This is a genomic window from Deltaproteobacteria bacterium (genome assembly GCA_029860075.1).
In the GTDB taxonomy this organism is placed as follows: domain Bacteria; phylum Desulfobacterota; class JADFVX01; order JADFVX01; family JADFVX01; genus JAOUBX01.
This window is the reverse complement of sequence record JAOUBX010000001.1, coordinates 133,130-159,224: the sequence shown is the minus strand read 5'-3', so window position 1 is coordinate 159,224 and position 26,095 is coordinate 133,130. Positions and strand designations below refer to the sequence as shown.

Sequence of the window (26,095 nt, the reverse complement as noted above, 5' to 3'; positions counted from 1 at the left end):
AGTTTAGGCATCTCGGCGCATTAGAGTATAATGCATCGGCAAAACCACCGCTGTGACAATCAACACATTTAGCATCGTTATGGGGCGGACCCAGCGTCGCTTCCGCTGAAAGGGGAATAAGGAGCAGAAGAAAAAAGAAGAAGAAAGTTGTGAGGTGTGCTTTTTGGATCATATAGCCTTTCCTGAAATCATATAAAAATAGTCAAAACATTAAAACCAAAATAAAACATTTTTACTTTTAAAAAACCTGAAATTATACACTTTTCCAAAAAACATGCAATTATTTTTTGATCAATATTCCTTTATTTAATTTAAAAGAACCGGAAAAAAGAAACAATTACGTCAAATCACGGACAAGCATGCAAACAATCACCATAAACAGCAAAACTGAGTAGTCTTATCAAGCGCACAGACCTAAATAAGCGAAAAACATGCCATAACATTTTATTTTCAAATAAATGTGCCTAATAGAGGAAAGAGCCAAGTCCTGCTTCTCATCAGCCCCATTGAATTGCTTGCGCCAACACCTGGTGGCCTGTAGTAACGGCCATAAGCATCCGTTGGGATAAGCAACCATGGGAATCGCCACCTTTGCAGGGTGATATCAAGTATGGCATCAGAATCAAAAATGTGACGCTGGAGATGACAGTCAGTTACTGCGGCAAGTGAATTAGCCCGGATATTTCACAATAAATTCAAGCTAAGTGCTCTTTCAGGGATAACTTAAAAGAAAGGAACTATCATTCTCTGTAGAGGGTCGTCTCGCGGCTGCACTTAAACGATCGTAACAATTTGGCTGTTTCCGGGCGCCGGAGCATAAAACATTGCCAAAAATGCCGCTATGACGGTCAACATATTCAGCATCATTACGGGGCGCCGGGATCGCTTTTGAGAAAAGGGGAATAAGGAGCAGAAAAAAGAAGAGGAAAATTATGGATCGATGGCCACTTTTCATGTCAGGGCCATCTTCTGTGCAACCATTACTTAATATGGCATGTAAAGCAGAGCTGGCTCGATTGATTTGATATTCTCAAAAAAGGCCTTAATCGTCTATCACCGATAGTAGCGAGAACATTGTCTCCGAAACCTCTGATATAGTCATAATCGACATGAGGATCATGACAGGTCCCGCATTCCAGCATATTTCCGTTGGCCCCGAAAAATTTAAGATCACCGGCTTTCACATCGTTTATATTTCTCAGCCCGCTGTCTCTGGACTGGGCATCTGCATAATCAAATCCCACAGGGTGATCATCCCTTAAGGAAGTCCCCAGGTTTGCCGTATTCTCTCCTGCTGCAGATAGTGTCTCTGCACCACCGGACATAGTCGGCTTGAATCCAAAACTGCCGTACCGTACGAGGGCATTAATTGCCGTTACTCCGTCATGACAGGACAGGCACAGCCTGGAAGCGCTATCGGGCGCAAGGTTAGCCGGCATGTCTGCATCGAGGGTAAAACTTGAATAGAGGGTAAATTCTCTTTCGATAGTAGAATAACGATTCCAGAGCGGATAGGAAAGGTTCCCATTATGCGGCGTATGGCAAAAAACGCAAATTTCAGTCACATTCGACCCAAATCCCCCCCCAAGTAATTCAGATGAAAGATTATGACTCGTTTCAGCAACGTTGTGGGGCGCTGCGGCAAAAGAAGGCTCTCCATATAACATAAAAAAAGACAAGACAGCAAGAGAAGCAACTTTTCTAATGATAGATTTTACTTTTTGCGGAAAAAAAGATCCGGCCATACTAGAACCTCTTTCTACCATAGGCCTTATCAGTCCTCGGGTTGGAATTTACAGCGCCTTTATTTACTATGATCATGCGCACGCCGCTCCAGGTACTGTAAACGGTGCCATCAAAAGCTCTTGCGCGCCAATAGTAGGTTCCTTTTTCAAGTACCCCAACATCATATGGCGTTACCTCCGGCGCTTCGGGAATATCTGTCACTGTATCAGGTTCTGTTTTCATGCTCATATCCCGGTAGATTTCAATGTCATAAGTGAGCAAATCACCATCGGCATCAAAACTGTTGTCAATCTCTAAAACAACATTCTCCGACGGAAGGAAACTCTGCCAGTATATAACCGGCGCTGTGGGCGGATCATTGGCAATGTTAACCTTAAAGCTTCCCGGCTGTGACCACTGGCCGGCAAGGCCATGCTCATCAACAGCCTTTGCCCTCCAGTAGTAAAACTCATTTTCAATCAGCCCATCTGAAACGAACCACCTGTTTCCTGAAGGCCCTGATTCTGCGGCAGGGGAAACAAAGGCGGAATCATTGGCAATCTCGTATATGTAAGATAGCCTGTCAGCATCTGCATCTGCAGCATCGTAGATGGCAAGTTCAGGATTGAGCACATTGACGGCAACGCCATTGAGAGGAGACATTAAAACAGGCGATGAAGGCGCGTCATTATATAGATTGACAAAGAATGTTTCCGTCGATGACCAGGGGCTTTCAGCAAAGCCGTCACTCGCCTTGACCCTCCAATAATAACGGGTGTTTTCGACAAGCGCCTTAGTGATAATCCATGTTGTATTTTCCGCATCTTCGGCAATCAGTGAAGATCTCTCTAAATCGCCACTATCAAAAGTATTTACCTTATCAACCTCAAAGATATAAACCAGAGCATCTCTATCGGGGTCTGCCCCATTACCGGCCTTAAGCATAGGCAGGGTTGTCAGAATCTCGATACCGGAGGCGGGCCAAAGAGCGAGAGGCGCTGAGGGAGCGTCATTAGCCGTATTTACGAAGAACCACGACACCGAATAATCACCGGCAAGGCCGTTATTGTCAACGGAACGGCTCCTCCAGTAATAGCTTGTATTATCAGAAAGTTCCACATCCACTGTCCACGATGCTGAACCTCCCACCGCTGAAACACCCCTTGTTCCTGCTATAATATTAAGGAAATTACTGTCTGTGGCAACATCAAAATCATAAGTCAGGGTATCATTAATATCGGCATCTTTTGAAGCTGTGACAACGAGAAGAGGAGACAAAAGCGCTACTTCCGTGCCATCGGCAGGAGAACTAATCCCCGGCATGGTCGCCTTATCATTCGTTGTATTCACAAAGAAAGAGGCGGTAGCAGAAGGTGCGCTGCAATAATAGTTACTTACAAAACTTCCTGCAAGGGGGATTTCACAGGCTTTTGCTCTCCAGTAATAGAATGTATTCTCCAGCAGGTCGTCTGCAATGATGGTGGACGTAGATATTTCACCTTCCCTAACCTGCGCAACGGAAGAAACAATATTGCTAAAATCGCTGACCGTACTTACTTCAAATGTATAGGAAAGACTATCTCCCTCTCTGTCGGGAGCTGAATTCTGAATAACCAGCTCAGGCCTTAGCTGATTTATATCCACGCCATCTACAGGCGCAAGAGCGGCGGGAGCAACGGGAGCCGTATTTTCTCTGTAAACGGTGACAGACCATGCCCTGCCTGTATACACTTTAGAATCACTTAGTCTCACTTCTATTGAATGAAGTCCTGCGTCACCGGACGCTGCCATAAATTCAAATGTATTTTCATTTGCCAGGACCAGTTGGCCATCGACATACCATTGAACAATGACATTATCTCCATCGGGATCATGGCCCGAAACATTAAAACCGATTGATGAGCCTACATCCAGCGACAAGACATCTATCGATGGAGAAACAACATCAATCAGGGGAGCGCTGTTTTCGCTATTGACAACAAAGAACGTTACCTGGCTATAGGGAGAATAGGCCTTTCCGTCAAAAGACCTCACTCTCCAGTAATATTTAGTGTCTTCCCCGAGCGGAATTACACCGGTGGCAGAGGTCATTCCATTTTCCCCCTGGGCAACATTTTCAAGTTTCCAGACAATGTCCGTCATAGAAAGGTTGGAAGATACTTCAAATTCATAAGTCAATATATCGCCATTAGCATCGGTGGCATTGGCAGCGATAAGTGTGGGAGTCGCGGTTTTCACAATATCGCCTCCCACAGGTGAAATAAAGTATGGTGTCGTGGGCACGGCATTGGGCACATCCTTCCCATCGATAGAGTAAATATCCACTCTCCCGTTCATTGCGGAAACAAATAAACGGTCAAAGTGATCTACCATCACATTACTTGGAATGCTTTCCAAAGGCAAAACCGTTAAAACAGAACCCTCTTCACTAAAAACAACGACTCTCCTGGCATAGTTATCGGCAACATAAATCCTGCCTGCACTATCGGTGGCGAGCCCATTGACTTTAGTAAGTTCATTATAGGCCGGAGCCGCTTCGTAGGTGCCGGGCTTGAAAGGGGTCCCCATGTAACCGGCAGGAGCGCCACTAATGTCAAAGGTAACGATCATTGCATTATTATTATTTGCATCAATCCATTCAACCGTATAGCCCACCCTGATTTTTTCAATGCCCTTTACCTCATCGTACTTTACATCGACAGAGACAGGATAGCACTTTGTGCAGCCATCATCTATGCCGTCCAGATTAAGGTCTGTCACCAGCCTGACGACATCACCAAAGGCAAATGAAAAAGACCCTGAACTTGTGAACACCTTTACATTCCTCGATGCCGAGTCAACGACATAGAGATAACCGGCAGAGTCTACGGCCATATCAAGGGGGGAATTTATTTCACCGGCGGCAATAAAAAGAGCAATATCACCGGCAGGGTTCACCGTATAAATGCCGCTATAGGATGCAATAAAAACTTCACCATTGGCTCCGGCGGCAACAGCAGCAGGCTGCGCTATGGATGTAATTATTTTTACGGCATTTCCATATTTATCAAACTTGTGAACCGCGCTTTTTCTCGCGTCAACTACGTATATATTCCCGGAAGCATCCTGAACCGACCTGCCGGGATAAACAACGTTAAGAGAATTCAGGTAATCAATTGAAGGGACTGCAGAATAGGCAACAAAAGGAGAGCTTGCAAACAGAAGAGCCCCAAGCAGCCAAACAATAGCAAATTTTATTTCTCTCAACATTCTCATAAATACCTCCCCAAAACGACAGACACGCCAGTTGGATAGCATAAAAAAGAAAATGCCTCTGACAAATGTCTTTTTAGTTTATTTTCATTAAATAAATGCATAGAAGTCACTTAAATTATTACTAAAGAGAACACTCTTGCAATTTTCATGCGAATTTACAAAACTTAACAGAAAGTCTTTTTTAAAACAGCCAGGTGAAATTCTTCATTTTAAAACAAATTGAAAAACAAAGTCAATCTTCATAAGCTGAAACAAGCTACTATAACTGCCTGAATACCGGCTTCTGCACTTTTTTACCGGCAAGCGGGTTCCTCTTACCACTGATCAGGTGAAATGAAGAGGCTTAGCGATTCCACAGAAAAACTCAACAAACCTGGTGAATAAAATCAATAAAAACGTAAAATCAAAAGAACAAGGATCAAAAAAAAGCTTTATCAGGCACATTCATCCGCCATATGACTGAAAAAAGATAAGACAAGTCCTTTGGTTCTGTCACATCACATACCTGAAAAACCTTAAAAACCTGTTTACAAATGCCTGAAAGACAGGTATATCTTTTCATATTCGTTCCGGCATTTAATCATTACCGGTACTGGTTCATGGTGCAGAAGCCGCTGCGAAGACATACGTATCTGCACCCAATAATTCTCCGGGAGATTCCTTTGACCATAAGCGTTTTATCCAAACCGTGGATTCCCAGGGTTTTTCCTTTTGCCCTTTACATACTTTTTATTCCCCTCGAATCAGCCTTTGAATTTATTTTGGCAAATAATACTGCCGCCCTCTATTTGACGCCTTTCTTTTATACCGTCAGGATTCTCCTTGTCATCATTGCTCTCATTTATTTCCGGAACGCATATGATGAGCTTAAATGGGAAGGTATTAATCGTCAGGGCCTTATATTATCCCTATTTATTGGAGCGATGGTTTTCATTTTATGGATAAACCTTGATCAGGACTTTGCAAAACAGGGAGAAAATAAATCCTTTGATCCAAACCTTCTTCCTGATGTTTTCTATTATATTTTTATCATTATCAGGTTAACCGGCGCATCACTGATTGTACCCTTATTTGAAGAACTGTTCTGGCGGTCCTTTATTTTAAGATACATTATTAATCCCGACTTCACATCCATCAGGATCGGCGCCTTTACATGGCCTTCCTTTATCATCGCTTCCGTCCTCTTCGGATTAGAGCATAACCTATGGCTCGCCGGCATTGTTGCAGGCGTCCTTTACAATATGCTTCTCTACCGGACCAAAAACCTTTACCTTTGCATTATGGCCCATGGCATGACAAATCTCCTGCTGGGTATTTACGTTATTAAAACGGGCTTATGGGCGTTCTGGTAAGAAGCAGGAAAAAAATCAGTCCGGCAAATGTTCTTTCAGAAAGGGAAACATTGATTTGGCAAAAAGAATTTCTTCTTTAAGTGTATCATCAAGTGAACTTTTTACAGGCGCCATTATCCTTATAAAGGTGCCGTCCGTTCTTTTTTTCATTACAGAATCGAAAACCAGGTAAATTTTTGCCCAGTATTCGCTTGCAATGACTCTCCCCCGGTCCTGAAACCAGTAAAGAACGAGCTGCTTTTCAAGCCCTTTTTGAATTAATACCTTGTTGATTTTATAGGTGGTCCCGTTAAAATCAACAGGCACAGTATCAATTCCCGTCAACTCCCAACCACTCCCGGGCAGGCAGTTCTTTGGGGAATGATAGGTTTTCCCCTTTGCCTGGGACGCATAATAACCTACATATAAATTTATGGGCAATGTGGCCCTAAGCCGAGATAAAGAATTAAGAGGAACATAATCTCTCATCATGTAATCCGTTAAGCCTAAAACATGGAGAACCTCTTTATCGAGTGTCGCTGAACGGCCTTTCCATCCTGAAATTTCAAGAGGAAAATCGACAAAGTTCTTTTTTAAAGGAACACCTGTGCCGGGCGACCAGTAAAGCCGGAAGATGAAAGCAGAAATGAGCAGAAAAAGGACTGTAAAGAAACGTAAATTGTAAAATACCTTATTACTCATTTACCTTGCGCCTTTCTAAAAATTATCCTTTTAAAAACCGGCAAAAAGGTATTAACAGGTTCTTTTATTTCAACATTCACTTGCATCATCCAGGCAATGATCAGGTCTTATTTATTCCTTGAAATGCGTGAGTGGCGGTTTACCGATGGCGTAAACGTTAAAACCCAGATCATGCATTCTCCGGTGATCAAGAATATTCCTTCCGTCAAAAATAAAAGCCGGTTTTTCCAGATCATTATAGATCCTTTCATAATCCAGTCTCTTATATTCTTCCCATTCGGTAACAATGGCCACGGCATGTGCGCCTTTAGCCGCTTCATAGGGATCATCAGTAAACTGGATAGCGTCACCGAATTCATCAAGGTCCAGCCTTGCATTTTCCAGCGCCTGAGGGTCGGTGACAACAACCTTTGCCCGTTCTTCAAGCAGTTGGCGGACAACATACAAAGCGGGAGATTCCCTCGTATCGCCCGTATCCGCCTTAAAGGCAAACCCAAAAATGGCAATCCGCTTATTGGCAATACTGTTAAAAAGAGCGCAACGCATATTCTGAACAAAGCGCCTCTCCTGGTATTCATTTATCTTGATCACATTTTCCCAGTACTGCGCAACGTCATGAAGGCCATAGGTTTCACAAATGTATACGAGGTTGAGAATATCTTTTTTAAAACATGAGCCGCCAAATCCGACACTTGCCTTAAGAAACTTGCTGCCGATACGGCTATCCATGCCGACGGCATAAGCAACTTCACTCACATGAGCATCTGTTTTTTCACATAAAGCCGAAATGCTGTTGATCGAAGAAATCCGCTGGGCAAGAAATGCATTTGCAACAAGTTTGGATAATTCAGAACTCCACACATTACTTGTAACTATTTTATCCCGTGAAACCCAGTTAGCATAAATATCAACGATTTCCTGCCTTGCTTTTCTGCCACTCTCCTTTTCACGGGAACCGATAAGAACCCGGTCGGGACATTCAAGATCGGCAACAGCCGTCCCTTCAGCGAGAAACTCGGGGTTTGATAAAACCTCAAAATGAATGCCTTTGCCATTTGAGTTAAGTATGCGTTCCATGGCCTCTGCCGTTCTGACAGGAAGCGTGCTTTTTTCAATGATAATTTTATCCGAGTCAGAAAGCCGCAATATGTCTCTTGCCGTCTTTTCCCAATATTGAAGATCTGCCGCCTTTCCCGCCCCTTCACCAAAAGTTTTAGTGGGCGTGTTCACTGAAACAAAAATTATATCTGCACGCTTTATATTCGAGTCGATATCTGTTGAGAAAAACAGGTTCCTGCCCCTCGCTTCTTTCACGACATCAAGCAATCCCGGCTCATAAATGGGCAAATCATCACTTTGCCAGGCGGCGATTCTTTCTGCATTAATATCTACGACTGTCACCTTATATTGCGGACATTTGGCCGCTATCATAGCCATTGTGGGGCCACCCACGTAACCGGCACCGATACAAAGAATATCTTTTTCAAATTCCATCTTTTTCATACCCCAAAGCTCCCTGCGGGAGAATTTATCCTGCTATCAGTTAATTTTATGATAAAGTTCACTATTTGACAAGCAGCCAGGCTTTATGAGGTTTTAATCTGAGAGTAAGAGGAAATAGACTTGCCGGAGATTCAACAGAAAGGACAATAAGATGACCTGAATTCCAATCTTGTCTTAGGTAAAAATCCCCGCCCAAAGGACGGGGACTTCAACGATTAATTAAAAAGCGTCGGCGCTGTTGTTTACGGTCATCCTCACCGAGGTAGAACCACTCTGTTTATTTCCCGGTAATGCTAAAGAAGAGGGGAAAGCCGGCACATCGCTGTTATAATAGGTTCCCCCGCCCGGTCCGCCATAAGCGGCGCCGGCCCATGCGTCATTGCCCACCCAGAGGGCCAGATAATAGGTTTCCCCTGAGACTAAACAAACATCCTGGTCAAGTGCCGCATGCATCTCCATGCCGGGGTTTGAGTTATTTCCCGCAAGTTCGGCAGAGGAAGCCAGCAAATTCCCAAGGTGATCATAGATCCCCGCCCGCACCGGACCACCGGCAGAGAATTCTTCAAAATGAATATAGGTAACCCTTCCACCATTGACAGGTATAAATTGACTGAAATACACTTTCTCTCCTGTAGAATTAGCCGCATAAGTTCCCGGATCCGTACTGTCCCCCATGGATCCGTTACTGCCGCCAACACAGGAGACGGGTAAAGTCACCGTAACGGTTACTGTTGCCGTACCGGATTCACCATCATCGTCGGTCAGTGTATAGGTAAAGCTGTCCGTGCCGCTAAAACCCGATGCCGGTGTGTAAGTAAATGTGCCGTCACCATTATTAACTACCGTCCCGCCATTCACACTAATAGCGTCAAAGGCGCTTATGACGGCATTGTCCACAAGCGTATCATTTAAGAACACATTGATGGTAGTCAGCGGCGTGCCTTCCGGCGTTGTCCCTGCCGCCGGATCATCGACCGCCACCGGTGCCCCGCTATTGACCGATATCACTGTAACAGCTACTGCGGCCATACTGGATTCTCCATCATCGTCGGTCAGCACGTAGATAAAACTGTCCGTACCATTGAAACCTGATGCCGGTGTGTAGGTGAATGTGCCGTCGCCATTATTAACCACCGTTCCGCCACTTGCGCTAACGTCTTCAAAGGCGCTGATTACTGCATTGTCTATGAGCGTGTCATTTAAAAGCACATTAATGGTAGTCACCGGCGTGTCCTCCGTTGTCGTCCCTGCCGCCGGATCATCGACGGCTACCGGCGTTCCGCTATTGACGGCTGTTACCGTAATAGTCACTGTGGCGTCGGAGCTTTCATTATCGGCATCGGTCAGCCGGTAGATAAAACTGTCTGTGCCGTTAAAACCGGCATTCGGCGTATAGGAAAAAGCGCCGTCGCCATTCAAAGTCAGCAGACCGTTATTTACACCGACAAGCTCGCTCACTGTAATGGGAACATCGCCCGGACTGTCATTAGTTATAACGCTGCCACTAAGTGTCGTATTTTCACTAATGGTGAATGCATCATTTACCGCAACGGGAATACCCGGATCAAAGGCGTTCGGTTTATTATTCACTGTAATCCTGATCGAAGTATAGCCGCTCTGCTGATTTCCCGGCAATAGGAGGGATGAAGGGAAAGACAAGACATCACTGTTATAAAATGTTCCTCCGCCCGGTCCGCCATAAGCAGTGCCTGCCCATGCGTCCTTGCCCACCCAAAGGGCCAGATAATAAGTTTGCCCCGAGGCTAAACAGACAGTTTGATCAAGCGCTGCATGAACCTCCATACCGGGTTTGGAATTGTTTCCCATTAGCTCCGCAGAAGAAGCCAGTAAATTCCCCAGGTGGTCATAAATTCCCGCCCTTATGGGACTTCCGGCGGAAAATTCTTCGAAGTGAATATAGGATACCCTTCCACTCACATCAGGTGTGTAAGGACTGAAATAAACTTTTTCTCCTCTGCGGTTCGCCGCATAAGTTTCCGGATCCCTGCTGTCCCCCATCGATCCATTGCTGCCGCCATCACAAAGGACGGGCAGAGTCACTGTGACGGTTACCGTGGCTGTGGCGGATTCACCATCGTCGTCGGTGAGCGTATAAGTGAAGCTGTCCGTACCGGTAAAACCCGATACCGGCATATAGGTAAATGTGCCGTCTCCATTATTAACCACCGCTCCGCCATTCACACTAATAGCGTCAAAGGCGCTTATGACGGCGTTGTCCACGAGCGTATCATTTAAGAGCACGTCAATGGTAGTCAGCGGTGTACCCTCAAGCGTTGTCCCCGCCGCCGGATCATCGACAGCCACCGGCGCCCCGCTATTGACGGATGTCACGGTAACGGTCACCGTGGCCGTACCGGATTCACCATCATCATCGGTCAGTGTATAGGTAAAGCTGTCCGTGCCGGTAAAACCCGATGTGGGCGTATAGGTAAATGTGCCGTCGCCATTATTAACCACCGCTCCGCCATTCACACTAATAGCGTCAAAGGCGCTTATGACGGCATTGTCCACGAGCGTATCATTTAAGAGCACGTCAATGGTAGTCACCGCTATGCCATCGGCCGTTGTCGCAGCCGCCGGGTCATCGACAGCCACCGGTACCCCGCTATTAACGGCTGTCACCGTGACGGCCACAGCAGCCGTACCGGATTCACCGTCATCATCAATCAACAGGTAGGTAAAGCTGTCCGTGCCATTGAAACCCAAAGCCGGCGTATAGGTAAATGTGCCGTCACCATTATAAACCACCACCCCGCCATTCACACTAATAGCGTCAAAGGCGCTGATGACGGCGTTATCTGCCAACGTGTCATTTAAAAGCACGTTGATAGTAGTCACCGGCGTATCCTCCGGCGTTACGGCTGCTGCCGGATCATCGACGGCTACCGGCACCCCGCTATTGACGGCTGTCACCGTTATGGTCACTGTGCCGTCGGAGCTTTCATTATCGGCATCGGTCAGCCGGTAGATAAAACTGTCTGTGCCGTTAAAGTCGGCATTCGGCGTATAGGAAAAAATGCCGTCGTCATTCAAAGTCAGCAGACCGTTATTTACACCGACAAGCTCGCTCACTGTGATGGGAACATCGCCCGGACTGTCGTTAGTTATAACGCTGCCGCTTAGTGTCGTATTTTCATCCATGCTAAATGCATCATTTACGGCTGATGGAATACCGATGGGAACAGGATTGATAATTAACATTGGCGGATTATTCAGATACTCGCGAGAACGGTAAGCTGCAACTGCCGCAGTGCCGCCGGCAAAGGAATCAGGGCTGTTATTGACTGTGATCCTCATTGAGGTGGAACCGCTCTGAGTATTTCCCGGCAATGACAATGATGCGGGAAAAGACGGCACATCACTGACATAATAGGTTCCCCCGCCCGGTCCGCCATAAGCGGTACCGGCCCATCCGTCCTTACCCACCCAAAGGGCCAGATAATAGGTTTGCCCTGAGGTTAAACAGATAGCTTGATCAAGGGCCGCGTGCATCTCCATACCGGGGTTGGAATTATTTCCCCTAAGCTCCACAGAGGAAGCAAGCAGGTTCCCCAGTTGATCATAGACCCCCGCCCGCAGCGGGCCGTCAGCGGAGAATTCTTCAAAATGAATATAGGATACCATGCCGCTATTTGCAGGGATAAAAGGACTGAAATAAACTTTTTCTCCCGTCAAATTCGATGCGTAAGTCCCCAGGTCCCCGCTTTCCCCCATCGATCCATCACTGCCGCCTGTGCAGGCAGGGTTGACTCCCGAAATGGCAAAGCTATAAGTGCCCTCTCCGCTAATGGCCTCTGTCACATCGAACAATACCGTATCACCGGCATTCACCTTTCCCAGGGCATCCAGACTTTGACTTTCATGGGGCGGTTTACTGTTAAAGTCAAGGGTATATTCTCCCCAGCTATTATCCGGCACGGAATGAATACTGCCTCCAAATACGCCGGCATTGCTTACTTCTAACCTCACTTTGGCCGACTGTACGGGACCGGCAAGTCCAACGACGTCAAATTGAAGGTAAGCAGTCTCTTGTGGCGATCCATCACCAAGGGCGCTTATCTCAAGGTCCGGCGCGCTCCCAAAATTGGTACCGGGATTAGCCTTATCAACAAAAGTATCCGCAGCGGGCGTATAGGCCAAATGGGACACAAAAATGTTCAACTCATCTGTGCTCTCAAACTCGCCGTCTGCCGCTGTCAAACGCAGCACATATGCCCCCGGTTCCGAAAAGCCGACAGTCGTCTTCAGGGCACCGGCATCACTAAAGGTGACTGTTCCCGGTCCGCTCATAACGCTCCAGGTGATAATCAGCTGCGGTGGATAGGGAAGGCCGTCATCAGAGGCGATAGCATCGAGGAGAGCGTCATCGGGAAAAATGATGGCCTGGTCCGGTCCTGCAAAGACATAAGGCATTAAATTGCCTTCCGAAATGAGCGGTATGGACAGTTCATGGAACTTACCGTCATTTTCTGATGGATCATCATTATTATCAATACCCCTGTCGGAAAGATAGATGCTCATAACGGAAGGATCAATACTGCTCGGCGCATAAGCCAGACCAGCCGGGTCTATGGCATTTATCACTGAAATATCGATCATCCGCACAAGCTTGCCGTCAGTTGTGATATGCGCTAATAAATCACCAGGTTCACCGACGATATACAAAAGACCGTTATCGGAATCATAGGTAATCCCTTCAAGATCAATGACACCGAGGCTTGCCGTATCGAAATTGGTCACCTCGTCATCACCGACAGGCGGCGCGCCGTCAAAAAAACCGTTGACTCCGGGAGAGACGCGGGAAACGAGAGCATCTAATCCACAGGCAACATAAAGATCTCCCTGCAGGCTGTCAAAAGTAATGCCTTCAGGATCAGTACAATTGAATAAAAAGGTGTCGGAATAAGTAACGCTATCGTCTCCTGTGAAATAGCTCCCGTCAGGCCCGGGATTTACTTCAATAATAAATCCTTCATTATCATCTGTAAAAAAAAGATGGTTATTATTCGTATTAAGCGTGACGCCGGTAGGCTCAAAAGAAAAAGGCAAGGTAGTCATGGTACTCGTCAGGATGCCTGATGGAGATATTTCAAAGAGGTTATCACCGGTAAAGATGGGCATCTCATTGACTTCTGAATCACTGATCAAGAAAGTATCGGAAAAATTGAGATAGCAAAGACCTGCCGGATCCGGACTGGGCGGGGTTAACCGGGATGTATCAATGGTCTGGATCAGCGACGCCGGAGCCGGGGCCGCATTAAGCTCAACAGGTTTGGCCAGAGAGAAGAGATAGAAAGCCAGCAACATTCCCAAAGGCATACTTATATTTCTTATTGAAAAAAAACTCCCTGACAACTTCATTCTCTTCCTCCCCGGTTTGTTCACTATTGATTACGCTTAGCCCGGCAATAGCGCCAGGGCATAACTTTCCAGCAAAAGTCTCATTAGGAACAGATAGTGCAATTACCTTGCCGAAGCATAAGCTATTGTTTTTAATAAGTAAATTCATTTACCCCTTTACAGCCTCAAAGAAATGTAAAATTTCCTGACATTACTTTTTACAGATAGCCTGCTTTTTAGTATGACACATAAGACACGAGCCTCATGACTGATGACTCAAGGGCTGCCTGGAGAAGATGATATGAGGTATGATGTTTATTTATGAGGTTTTGAGGCAGTGTAAAATTCTTTGACAAAAGATTTTATACTGCTCTCTTTGTGGCGCAGTGACGGAAATTTCCTGCTTTTCAATGTACTTTGCGGCCAAAGGTTATTTTTCTCAAAAGAAGCCCAAAAAGGAGCAACAGCGAAAAAGCGACAACAAACATAAACCATCCCTCAAAGGTATGGTAAAAACCTTTTGCCGCTTCATCACCATAGTAGTGAGACAGGAATCCCGTAAAAGTTACGCGGGCGCTGTTGGTGATAATGGCAATGGGAATAGAGGAGAGGAAAAGGACCACCTGTTTCCAGCGCTTACTTTCCATAAAATAGGCATAAATTGTCGCCAGTGTCATTATCGTAACAAGTGATCTTATGCCACTGCATGCTTCGGCAACCTCCAGAGTGGTATTGGCCAGATGAATAATATTGCCGTCCCTTAAAACAGGGATACCACAGGTGTAAATTATGCCGGCGGCAACCCTGGCAGCTAAAAGCTGAAGAGGAAAGGCAAGAGAATTAAAGATGACTGAGGGCAAAGGAATCATAAAGATAAGAAAACCGATGGGAAAGGCCAATATCTTCAAATACTCTTTCCCTAATAAAAAAAGCGCTATCCCTGAAAGAACAATGAGAATGGAAAGCCTGCCGAGAAAAAGCTCGGCCCCTACATGCCCCAGAATCATGACAAACAAACCCACTATCAATAAGAGCAAACCCGATGAATTCGGTTTAATCTTTAAAGACAGAAGCTCACTGCGCCTTTCCCAGACAAGATATAAACTCATGAAAGGAACAATATAGCCGTGGGAATAATTGTCATCTATGGACCAGTCATGCACAAGGGAAACAATAATGGGGTAATACAACAGGAGAAAAGAAGCAAGCAGCAGGAAAGCTCTGATTATCAAGCCTTTATGAGATAAAAAATCTATATTCAAAGAATCAACCTCTTGTAAAATTACTCATATTTTAAAATTGTACTCTTTAACATGCAACTTATAAAGACCATATTTCCAATGGGACATGAATTTTCCTGTCATGGCGGCCTTAAAATGCCAGCGGGCGAAGGCAAGCAAAACATTTTATAAATACCCGACTAAGCATAAGTTGAAGCCATTTTTTTAAAAACCCTTTGAAACCAGGAGCTTATGCTATAAACCCACAGCCGTCTACCCTTTCCAGGCAAATTCATCTTGATTTTTTTCTATTAAAAAGATATCATTTTAACTGTAGATCAGTACAATTGTTATAATCCTGATTTATAAATCGCACTCTGCTCAGAGCAAACTGGGGGAAACCCCGGGACGCAGAGCTTCGGGACTTAGATATCCGGAATGATCACGGAAAAAAGGATATACTGTCAGCCGGGCCGCCAGAGATAAACTTCTGGCGGCTTTTTTAGTCCAGGGGAAAGGGGAGCCGATATTTTATCGGATGAACTGTAAAATACCGGCTAAGTAAAATCCATGATTTTTTCAAAGGTTAAAACTTATTTTCCTGTTCCAGGCCAGTGTTGCCGGCCTGGAAGAAGGGAAAAAAATTGTCATTTCGACGAGGCAGAAGGAGAAATACTGGAAGTCAGGGAGGAAAAGATTTCTCCCTTCACCCGAAATGACAGGTCAGCGCAATTTGCTGAGCGGACATTGCTTCTTCTCAGCAGTTTGTTTTTTCCCGTCAAAAAGTTTTTTTATTTAAGAGATAAAAGGCCCCGCCTCTTTTCACGTTATGTCATCCTCACATTAATGGCGGCATCAATACATACCGCCTGCGGTGACGTGGGCACAACAACAGTTAAGGAATATGCTCTCAATGGAACTGCCAATGGGACCAATATTACCCTTACCTGGACGGCCCCTTCAACCAGTCAAAGCGGATCATGTGCTTCAGACCTCGATGGTTACGTCATTCATTACGGAATTGCCCCGCGAACCTATACGGCTCAAATACCGGTCAACCTTATTGAAATCAGCTGTACCGATACCGGTGTCGGCGCACCATCGGGCTGCGGCAATATCAATAATTGCAGCTACACCCTGTCGGGCCTTTCTCCAAATGAATGGTTTTTTTCACTTAAAGTTGTTGATGCGGCAGGCAACGAAAGCAGTTTCTCCAATGAGTTAAGCATTTTTATGCCCTAAAACCTTTGCAGAACATTTTGTAAGGAAAAGGATATTACACAATTAAGAGGGGACATAACCACAACTGACTATGAGATCTTTTAAGAAGAAAATAAAAATATTTATTATCAACCTCCTTGTTTCACTGTTCATATCGACACCGGCGCTTGCCCTGGACGTAACCCTTGGCTGGTCAACCTGGGATGAAGGGCTGTATATTGACCATTTCGTCATCTACTGGGGCAATAGGAGCGGTGTTTACACAAACAATACGCCTCCTGTCATGGGGAACCAGACGAGCCACACAATAACGGGCCTGCCTAACGGCGAGGTTTATTTTTTTGTTATGAAATCATTCGACGCCAAAGGGAACGAAAGTGAGTTTTCAAATGAAATCAGCACATTTAACATACAAATCCCGGGAGATAATTTTAAGGCAAACTTAAGCAACTATACCTCTTTTACGCTTACAGGTACGGGAGTTGCATCTACCTTAATAGAAACATTCGACAAGAATTCCATGACTTTGCTTGGCAGCACCACCTCTGATGCCAGTGGAAACTGGAGTATAACCGTTAACCTTTCCCCACTGACAGAGGGTCCTCTTGTACTGCTTGCAAGGCAAAGCGCAATGGAGATAGAAATAAGTGGAATATACGATATTGACCCGCCATCAGCTCCTGAGTTACTATCAATAACTAAATAGTATCCATCGGGAAACTATAATAAATGAAACTATACTTTCAATTCGGAAAGGAGGGATTTTTTGCAAGGTCAGGGAAATCAAGGGTTTCGCCGAGGCATACTGCTGTACGTCGCACAAGCAAATCTGAAGATTGACGCAGAGATTGCGAAAAAGCGCCCTTTCTGAATGAAAACTAAATAGTGTACTTATGAGACCTTAATCAGGCTAAAGGAGAAAAGTAATGAAATTTATGAAGCATTTCTTTCTACCTATTATTTTTATGCTCCTGGTTTTCTTGCCGGGAATTGCTTATGCTGTTGCGGCATTCCCCGGAGCTGAAGGTTTTGGGGCAAACAGCGCCGGCGGAAGAGGAGGCGCGATTATTAAGGTCACCAATCTTAATAACAGCGGCCCCGGGAGCTTCAGAGCAGCCGTTGAAGCCCCTGGAAAGCGAATCGTCGTCTTTGAAGTTTCCGGCATTATTAATCTGACTTCTAACCTTTACATATCTAATCCTTACATAACCATTGCCGGACAAACATCACCGGGCGGCATCCTTGTCACAGGAAGACCGACGATCATCAATACGCATGATTTAATCATGCAGCATATGCGCTTCAGGTTAGGTTCTCACGGCGTGATAGATCAAAATGACGCCGAAACCTTTGATACCATTGCAATATATGGTGACTATGGCGGTTATTACCCTAATAAAGCCTACAATATCATCATAGATCACTCTTCATTCAGTTGGGGCATCGATGAAACCTTCAGCAGTTCATGGAATGCGACGAATATTACGCTTCAATGGTCAATTGTTTCGGAAGGCTTGAATAATGCCAAACCGATAGGCCACCCTAAAGCAGATCACAGTAAAGGGCTGCTCATTTCCGGGAAAAACAATAATGCCGAAGTTTCAATTCATCACAACTACCTTGCCCATAACCAGGACAGAAACCCCATGATCGGCGGAGGAGTATCGGCGCCTCTGGCGGACGTCGTCAATAATGTGGTATATAACTTTAAAGGCAACCTGTCCATGATGACCTATGAACACGGCAGGGTCAACTGGGTCCATAACTACGTCAAGAGAGGACCCCGGTCAAATGCTACAGCCTTTGAAGCCATTCACTATCCCCAGGGGCTGGCTCCTCATCCGCTCATATATGTTAAAGGGAATATAGGGATAAGAAGAATGGACCAGAGCGCGCCCGAGTGGTCCGTCGGTTTTGAATGGCAAAACCAGCTGTTAAATGAAGGATTCAGAAAAATCGACGCCTGGCCGGCAGCGGCCATAACAACTGACATCATGTCTCCGGCTATTGCCAACTGCCTTTTATCGGCTGTCGGCGCCACAGCGCCTGTGAGAGACAGTGTCGACAGCAGGATCATTGCCGACTTTTCAGCAGGAACAGGGGCCATAATCGATACTGTGACCTACCCCGGTGACTTCCCGACTTTTACCACCCCCGCCCCTCCGGCAGATACGGACAACGACGGCATGGCCGATAGCTGGGAAGTCTTGAAAGGCCTGAATACAAAGGCTAACGATTCGGCCATGGACAGAAATAATGACGGCTATACCAACATAGAAGAATACCTTCACCATTTGTCTGTAAGCAGCTATACCTTTGATGGGGATTGCATGCCTATGCCGGTGGCCCATATAAAAATAAAGTCAGTCAAATAATTTTAACCCCACTTTTCAGTCTCTTTTTTGATGAAAGAGAAGGCTTAATCTTCGAGGCATAGCTTAAAGAACTTTTCAGCCTTGCATGCCCAGGACTCATTCTTCAAAAAGTCTGTTCTTTTTTTAATTAAATCATGGGAAAGAGGCCCTAAATTACTGCGAATGCTATTTTCCCACTCATCCGCTGTTGCAGCAATGTTTACATAATCGCTCAAATTACATGCTTCTTTAATGGGCGTGCTGATAATCGGCTTGCCCGTAGCGAGGTACTCTTTAATTTTTAAGGGCTGAATGGCATTGGTTAATACATTCACAAGGTAGGGAAGCATACAGATGTCCCAGCCTTTAGCCATTTGAGGTAATTCACTGTAGGGTATACTTCCTGTAAAATAGATATTCTTTATCTTCCTCATGTCCGAAATATCGACCTCTGTATTTCCCGTAACAACAAAAGATATGTCCGGCATTCCGGCTGCAACGGCTTTAATTAAATCCAAGTCACTCCTGCCGTCAAACAAACCAAAATATCCAACTCTCGGTTTCGGAATATGGGCCAGAAGCGGGTGTTCCTTTTGAGAGGCCTTCTGAAAAAACGTATAATCGACGCCATGCGTTAAAAGATGGGCCTTCTTGCCTTTTTGCTCCAGTTTATCAGCAAGGTCTTGAGAGGTGGCCACAAACCGGTCGGACTTATCGATGAGATCACTTTCCATGGATTGCACAAGTGACTTATCCAGGCCGGGCCACTCGGCAAAATCATCGACACAATAATAAACAATCCGGCTCTCATTAAATTGGCCGATATAATCACAGGCATTGGGCGCAGTAATGACACAAATGGGCGATTTCATATCGAGCCCTTCCAGTTTCCTCTTTACATGCCCCGTAACGCTTCTTTTATTAAAGGTTCTTACAAAAGGAATATTTAAAAAAGGCAGCATTGGCGGCTGGCAGACTTTGATATGGCCCGTTGAGACTTTTTTACTTCCTCCCTTAAATAAACCGGAAAGCATTCTTCCTGCCTTAAGAAAGGCTTTATTTAAATCCCTCCATGTCAAACGGGGAGAGCGCATGCCGATGGTATTGACCCATAAAACGGGATGCTCGGTTGGAATAGAGCGGAAAATATGCTGACAACTGGAGGGGTGCTCTCCAAAATCATCAGAAAAAACAAGAAAACACTTATCAGACATTATGGTTGGTTTCTTTTCTTAAAAAAAATACCTGCCGTAAGAAGCCGGCCCTTTACTGTGAGGTACTTCTTATGATTTTAATTTTTTGCGCATCAAGATTACCAATCCCCTGACGATGACATTCCTCCAAAAATGAACGGAAGGGTTTCTTATGGGGATTGTTCAGATTTCTATAAAAAGTTTCTTTTTCAGGCGTTGCGGGCAATAAAATATGCATGGCCCCCACATAATCGAGAGCAACAGGGTCGTGAGAAATAGCGACGGTATTCGCTCTTTCTCTCTTTTCAGGGCCTTTCCGGCCTCTGCCTCCCCAACCGACATATTCAGCAGCCAGAATATTAATATCCGGCATTTTGACCCTTTTCATCCAGTGGCCGAGCGCCCCTCCCGTATATTGAGTGCTCCATGAACCCATTTCCTGCATTTTTTTTCCGAAAGCAGAACCAAAACCGAAACGTTTCCCATAGTATTTGAGACCAATGCCTGATTTATAAAGAAGAGACATTTCTCCAACAAAGTGAACATTATAAAATCCTTCGGGCTCTGTTCCGTGATAACCGCAGGTAAGATCGACAACACCCATAAGGTTTTTTATGGAAGCGGTAACCCCGAATGATTGTCCGTGATGGTTGAGGCATGAAAAGTTTACCAGCTTGACCTTATCAATATACTCGCCGCCCTCCAAAACACCTTTTTTAAGATCAATTTTTGCGCCGCTGTAGGGAGAGGTAAAGACGGGACAGGTCATCATGCACTTTCTATTTTCCGGACTGACATAGATTTCATCTTTCAGCCATACATACCCATCACCCTCTGAAACAGACGGGACCCTTTGGCCGCCGCCGCCGGTGCCCTCCTGCGGCTGCGGATTAGGCCCTCCATCGACCCAGTGATATTTGCTCACATTGGCAAAACCGGCATCATTAAAATATTGAACCAGTTCATTAAGATTATAATCGCCGTTTCTCTCTTCAGTCGTCCATCCGCGGGAATCCAGTTCCTTATAGTGGTGATTCTCTGCAATAATTATTTCCCCCCTAAAATCTTTTATTGCAAGTACCCCTTCAATGAAACCTTTCATATTGTTTGTGTTCGTCGTGCCCTGGTTCCACCACTGGGCATTGGGTTTTAGCACAACAATATCATCGGTTCCAATCATTTTTTCAATTCCACCCATAAGACGGACGGCTTCTTTTATATTTTCTTCAGGTGAATGCCCTGATGCAATATAGACCCTTGACAGGCCGTCTTCATCAACGCCCGGATTCATTTTTTCCCCTCCCTCCCCTCCCGGCATGCTGCCTGTTGCATCAGCGCCGGAAGCATAGGAATAATCCACTTTGCCAATAGATAAGAAAAATGCAAAGAGAGCCGTCATTTTGAGAAACAGCCGCCTTGATACCTTTTTGATCACCTTGTTGTCCTTCTTATTTTAAATTAAAACGCTATAACAGGGCGCTGCAAGATAAACCTGAAAACATGCCCCCCCCCCCTCTCTTTAAGTCAAGCCCTGAATACTTTGCCCCTTAATGAAGCAGGAAAATATTTTTTAGAGATACCTTTAAGTTTACTAAATATAACATGAAGCTGTCCATACCCCTTAAATGATACGCTCCCTGGCGCACTCCTCACAAATCATGAAGGCAATACCTTGAAAACAAGTGTTTCCGTGCTCCTGTAAATGGGCAGCAGCAGATAAACGACAATAGATGAGGTAAAAATAATAATAAATAATTGTAAAACAAATTTGTTTACCAGGAGGAATGAATTTAAATAGATAATGAGACGAATAATATGTGATTGCAAAATAAAGTGGCCATAGGCATTATTTCCGATTTTGTGAATAACTTTGCCTAAAAAGAAGCGATCCCGCAGATAAGGCAGCCGGTCCAGCATTCTTGACAATAGATAGATAAGAAGAACACTGAAAAAGAGCTGCTCCGGTGAATTGGGATTATACTCAATTTCAAGAGCATAGATTTTAAAGAAATTAAGAAGCGGCGTCATCATGCCCACACCCATAATTGCCAGCATTAACGCTCTTTCGAAAGTATTTTTTAAATAGAGAGGGCCGTCAAATGCGGAATAATGTTTTAACAGGGCACCAAGAAAAAAAGCGGCATAATAGCCGAAATACTTTATATAACAAAGGTCCGATTCATGAGGCAGCGCTTTTGCCGCTATCAAAACCATTATGCCGCACAGAAAGATTCCCCTGCGCCTTAAATTAAAGAGCTTAAAAATGCTTATCGTTATAATGACAGCCAGCACGACAAGGAAAATATGTCCCCCTCCCCAGAGGCCGGATTCGTAATACATGCCCATGAGAGCAAGAACAAGCTTCCACCGGGGAAGGTCAAACATATAATCTGACCGGGTCACCATATTGATGGTGAAAGAAAAAAAATAAAGCGGGTAAAACTGGATGATTTTTTTCTTTAAAAATTGCAGGGGCCTCTCATGAGAATAAAAATATTTACAGGATAAATATCCCCATAAAATGAAAAAAGAAGGAACAATGGACATGAGAAGAAGTGCAGATAACTTTTTTAAAAGACTGCTCTTAACACCAAAAGTATAGATATCAAAACCACCGGCCCAGTCTGAATGCAAATAGACGACGCCGAAACATAAAAGACCAAAAAGGATTGAATAATTATTGTTATATTCTTTGACTGTCTTACCCATAGACCTTTATCAAATTACGCTTTCGTAATTTCTCTCATCCTTCTTTCAAGACAATCAATATTATCTTCGAGCTTTCCATTATTATTAATTTCTATCACAGCGCAGGAAGTGTTCCCGCTCGCCCGGGAGGCAACTTCCTGCAAGTGCCTGTCCGTTTTTTTCAAAAATTCACAAATCAAAGCGGCATCGGCATTTTTTAACCGTCTCGTCAAACCTTCAGGACGGCTCAACATTCTCCGGGAGCATGTTTCAATATCGCTTTTGACATAAATCAATATTTCAGGAAGGGGAATCTCATCGAGATAAGTTTCCAGATTAACCATGTCTTTTCCGTAGCTGCCTGAAGGGGAGACGAACATTAAAGATTTCTGGACCAGGCCCTCTTCAAAAAAGACGACCGGGTTTTTAAATGATAATGCATTAACAGATTCGTAAAATGCCCCCACTTCAAGAAAAGCCGAAATCACCGATTGCCTGTCATCAATTGACATTTCATTGAAAACATGTGAGGAAAAAAAAGCGCCTAAAGCCTTGCCATAATTTGCGAGAAAGCGGTTTTGCGCCTCAAAATGCATAAGCGACCGGTTAACCAGTTTATTTGAAAGCTTAATTGCCGCAGAACCGGGCAGAAGCTTCAAAAAATATCTGAAAACCTTATCCATATTTAACCTTGCCCCATGAAGATAAGCTTCTTCCACAGTGAAATACCTGCCGTCGCCGGAAGCAGCCCTCAACCTGTCGATCAAGGCTTTTCTGACGGTACTCTTGCCTGCGCCGGGAAGCCCTATAAATTCAACTCTGTACAAAATATCCTTTCACCTGCAAAAATGCTCTCTACCGGATAACCGTGCCCCATTCATGGTAATATCTTTTCAGCAGAAAGACCTTTAATCCCTTATTTAATACCAGCTGAAGGGCAAATGCCGCAATAATACCATAGATGCCTATTAACTTACCAAGGCTGAAAAGAGTCATTAAATAAATAGTGTTCGTAAATAACAGGACCATAAAACTATACTTTGCAAAGCCGGCAGCAATGAAAAGGGAATTAATGGGAACGGTAATAAAGCTCATTGAAAAAAAGAAGAGCATCAGGTACAAGGCATATATTTCCTGAAGATATTCTTCTCCGAAAAAGGTTCCCACAAGAAATCTGGATGTAAGGAGCAGACCCAGAGTAACGGCAGAACCGACGCCCAGCAATATGAGCATGGTTTTTTTGGTTATACCGGCAGCATCACCGAGATTATTACTGCCGATCAGTTTTGTAAATTCAGGGAACATGGACTGATTGATCGGTTCTCCAACCCTGTTTATCAGTCCTGCTATCTCTTTGTAAACTTTATAGATACCAACCATTTTGACGGATAAAACAGAACTGATAACAATCATATCCAGGTGACGCACGGGAATCCTTATAATGGTGCGAAGATTGGTCCACCAGATAAATTTCAGCTGGTTTTTATCAAAAGCTATTTTCTCCCTTATCCATGTTCTGCCGTATTTTTGCGTTAGCAATCTTATGCTGTAAATATTGAGGGATAAATTTGTCAGAATATCGACGACTAAATAGATATAGATATAGACCGTAAAAGTTGACGAACTTGCCATTGCATATAATACGGCACAAAGCTTAATAACTGCCATGACGACCTGAATTTTTGCAATGGAAGCAAACTTGTTAAAAAGCCTGGGAATTCCTATGGTAAGGGTCGTTATATTAAAAAGAATGCTAGCGCTGTATAGAGACAAAAAAGGGAAAAAAGAGCTTTGCCAGCCCAAAAGGCGGCCCACCGTTTTTACAAGCATCAGGGCAAAGCCAAATGCAATAATTGCGCTGGCAAAATCCAGTATCAAATTCGTTTTAATCACATTTTTGATTCGCTCTGATTTTAATTCAGAAGCGCCGAACTTAACCATTGACTCCCATGTCTGTATATTAAAAATATCATTAATAATGAGGGCGTATGTCTGGGCAAGCACTAAAATAGCCAGAGATTCGGGCCCTACCTGGCCGGCCAGTATGGTAAAAGATATAATGCCCAGGCCTGCGGCCGTCGAGTTGCCGAATAAAATAACGCCCGAATTTTTTACGATTCTTTTCAGTAATTTATCTTCAAGCTTATTCTTCAAGTTATGATATTGAGCCTTTATATTCAGCATGGATCAGTAAATCCTCTTTTCATCATTCTCATCAACAGGATTAACCTTATCTTCAATTTCCCTGCTAACAAGTGACGTTACCACGGCAATAAGGGCAACTTGCCACCAGAAAAACTCATAATACACTCTCGAATTAACCAGGCCGCCGATCATTATGGAAGCAAAGGAAATGTTTAAAGCAAAAAGCGAAAACTTCCAGAACTGCGAATCCAGGTCCACCCTTTTCACCCGGTTAAAAGACTTAACGATCAACAGGTAGCTATGCAGACACATGGCGATCCATACAATGAACCCCAAAACCCCCTGCTCAACGAGGACCTGCAAATAAGTGTTGTGCGCTGAACGGACGCCATACTTTGCACCGGGATGAAATGTCAACACCTCTTCCGGCATGTAGAAGCGGGCCAACTCTTTAAATGCATTAGGTCCGGCGCCAAAAAGGTTGTCCCCGGCCATGTCGATCCCGTAAGACCATATCTCCGTTCTTCCGCTGGAAAGTTCTCTTGCTCCCTCGACACTCTCTATGGCCTCGTCTGCACCGACGAGAGAAGAGAGCCTGTCTATAAAATATTCATCCGATAAATAAAGCAGCAAAGGAAGGCCCAGCATAAGTAAAACCAGGAAATATCTGGTAATTTCCTTGTCAAAAGAGATGATTGTGGCGATGACGATGGCCCCTGCAAAGGCAATAAAAGAACCCCGGCTGTTGCAAAGGACCAAGGCATTTAATAAAAAAGGGAGAGACAATATGCAGATAATCTTCTCATAGGGTTTTCCACTTTTAAAAAAAGGCAGCATCAATGGAATAATTCCTGCCAGAAGCAATGAAAATTCATTCGATCCGTAGGCGTCGGCAGAACCGCCGTACTCCAGCCTGGCATGCACGCGCTTGCCTGTCAGGTAGGCCTTAACTGAAAGGCCGGCGGCAAAAACGATAGCGCTCAGGCAGAATAAACGGAATTGATCGACAGAGGTAATGCTTTTTATGAGGATGAAAACAATAATCGAATAGGTTAAAAGAGAATATAAATACTGGTTTGCATCTTTGGGGTTAAAGGCATTTGTAAAACATACCACAGCACTTAGCGCTAAAAATACATAGACCCACCTGGCATTTCTAAACTTATGGTCCGAGGTCTTGCCCCAGTGAATGGCCAATGAAACAAAAAGGACAAGCGATGTGAGCAGGCTCCAGCGGTGAAAGGGCAGGTAGAGAGTCCACCAGTTTATAATTTCCTGAGGGGAATTGAAATAGATATTCATATAGGCGAATAATCCCCAGAAAGGTCCTCTCGAAATGGCGAGAAAGTAACTGGCGAAATTTATTAAAAGGAAGCCTAAAGCATAAAACATTTATA

Annotated in this window: 17 protein-coding genes and 1 riboswitch; of the genes, 4 read left to right on the top strand and 13 right to left on the bottom strand. The window is 44.5% G+C overall.

The annotated features are described in order from the left end of the window. Positions 1-712 precede the first annotated feature (712 nt). Genes OEV42_00675 through OEV42_00665 form a run of 3 tightly spaced genes read right to left on the bottom strand, consistent with a single transcriptional unit; the run spans position 713 to position 4,980 of the window. Positions 713-955, bottom strand: a complete 243-nt coding sequence (locus tag OEV42_00675; GenBank protein ID MDH3972764.1) for a hypothetical protein — start codon at positions 953-955, stop codon at positions 713-715. 25 nt (positions 956-980) lie between these two features. Continuing rightward, positions 981-1,745, bottom strand: a complete 765-nt coding sequence (locus OEV42_00670; protein MDH3972763.1) for a hypothetical protein — start codon at positions 1,743-1,745, stop codon at positions 981-983. Position 1,746: 1 nt separating this feature from the next. Then, positions 1,747-4,980 carry a hypothetical protein gene (locus OEV42_00665; protein MDH3972762.1) on the bottom strand — a complete coding sequence of 1,078 codons (3,234 nt, stop codon included), beginning with the start codon at positions 4,978-4,980 and terminating at the stop codon, positions 1,747-1,749. A 662-nt stretch (positions 4,981-5,642) separates the two neighbouring features. On the opposite strand from OEV42_00665, the gene OEV42_00660 reads away from it, so the two are divergent. Next, positions 5,643-6,332, top strand: a complete 690-nt coding sequence (locus OEV42_00660; GenBank protein MDH3972761.1) for a CAAX prenyl protease-related protein — start codon at positions 5,643-5,645, stop codon at positions 6,330-6,332. Positions 6,333-6,347: 15 nt separating this feature from the next. Here OEV42_00660 and OEV42_00655 read toward each other — a convergent pair whose 3' ends face one another. The 4 genes from OEV42_00655 to OEV42_00640 form a co-directional block, all read right to left on the bottom strand. Next, positions 6,348-7,013 (bottom strand): EpsI family protein, encoded by a 666-nt coding sequence (locus OEV42_00655; GenBank protein MDH3972760.1) that lies wholly within the window; start codon positions 7,011-7,013, stop codon positions 6,348-6,350. 111 nt (positions 7,014-7,124) lie between these two features. After that, a complete protein-coding gene (locus tag OEV42_00650; protein ID MDH3972759.1) occupies positions 7,125-8,516 on the bottom strand; it encodes a UDP-glucose 6-dehydrogenase in 1,392 nt (463 codons plus the stop codon). A gap of 219 nt (positions 8,517-8,735) precedes the next feature. After that, positions 8,736-13,898: a tandem-95 repeat protein gene (locus tag OEV42_00645; GenBank protein ID MDH3972758.1), complete on the bottom strand. Its 5,163-nt coding sequence runs from the start codon at positions 13,896-13,898 to the stop codon at positions 8,736-8,738. Between the two features lie 386 nt (positions 13,899-14,284). Next, on the bottom strand, positions 14,285-15,139 hold the full coding sequence (locus OEV42_00640) for an exosortase/archaeosortase family protein (GenBank protein MDH3972757.1): 855 nt from the start codon (positions 15,137-15,139) through the stop codon (positions 14,285-14,287). Between the two features lie 333 nt (positions 15,140-15,472). Beyond that, a riboswitch (cyclic di-GMP riboswitch) is annotated at positions 15,473-15,578 on the top strand. An 89-nt stretch (positions 15,579-15,667) separates the two neighbouring features. Here OEV42_00640 and OEV42_00635 point away from each other — a divergent pair. The 3 genes from OEV42_00635 to OEV42_00625 all read left to right on the top strand — a co-directional run bounded on the left by OEV42_00635 (position 15,668) and on the right by OEV42_00625 (position 18,693). Continuing rightward, entirely contained in the window at positions 15,668-16,339 is a 672-nt protein-coding gene (locus tag OEV42_00635; protein MDH3972756.1) for a fibronectin type III domain-containing protein, read from the top strand. Between the two features lie 70 nt (positions 16,340-16,409). Continuing rightward, positions 16,410-17,024 carry a fibronectin type III domain-containing protein gene (locus tag OEV42_00630; protein ID MDH3972755.1) on the top strand — a complete coding sequence of 205 codons (615 nt, stop codon included), beginning with the start codon at positions 16,410-16,412 and terminating at the stop codon, positions 17,022-17,024. Positions 17,025-17,244: 220 nt separating this feature from the next. Then, the gene (locus tag OEV42_00625) at positions 17,245-18,693 is read left to right on the top strand and encodes a hypothetical protein (GenBank protein MDH3972754.1); all 1,449 of its coding nucleotides are present in this window, start codon (positions 17,245-17,247) and stop codon (positions 18,691-18,693) included. Between the two features lie 44 nt (positions 18,694-18,737). Here the strand turns inward: OEV42_00625 and OEV42_00620 are convergent, their stop codons facing one another. From OEV42_00620 to OEV42_00595, 6 genes are all read right to left on the bottom strand, one after another. After that, positions 18,738-19,886, bottom strand: a complete 1,149-nt coding sequence (locus OEV42_00620; GenBank protein ID MDH3972753.1) for a glycosyltransferase — start codon at positions 19,884-19,886, stop codon at positions 18,738-18,740. Between the two features lie 52 nt (positions 19,887-19,938). After that, complete coding sequence (locus tag OEV42_00615) at positions 19,939-21,300, bottom strand: DUF362 domain-containing protein (protein ID MDH3972752.1); 1,362 nt, start codon at positions 21,298-21,300, stop codon at positions 19,939-19,941. Between the two features lie 221 nt (positions 21,301-21,521). Continuing rightward, on the bottom strand, positions 21,522-22,574 hold the full coding sequence (locus OEV42_00610; GenBank protein ID MDH3972751.1) for an acyltransferase: 1,053 nt from the start codon (positions 22,572-22,574) through the stop codon (positions 21,522-21,524). A 14-nt stretch (positions 22,575-22,588) separates the two neighbouring features. Continuing rightward, on the bottom strand, positions 22,589-23,380 hold the full coding sequence (locus OEV42_00605) for a hypothetical protein (GenBank protein ID MDH3972750.1): 792 nt from the start codon (positions 23,378-23,380) through the stop codon (positions 22,589-22,591). Positions 23,381-23,408: 28 nt separating this feature from the next. Beyond that, positions 23,409-24,737, bottom strand: coding sequence for an oligosaccharide flippase family protein (locus tag OEV42_00600; GenBank protein ID MDH3972749.1), 1,329 nt, complete (start codon positions 24,735-24,737; stop codon positions 23,409-23,411). Positions 24,738-24,740: 3 nt separating this feature from the next. Next, entirely contained in the window at positions 24,741-26,090 is a 1,350-nt protein-coding gene (locus tag OEV42_00595; GenBank protein ID MDH3972748.1) for an O-antigen ligase family protein, read from the bottom strand. Between the last annotated feature and the right edge of the window lie 5 nt (positions 26,091-26,095).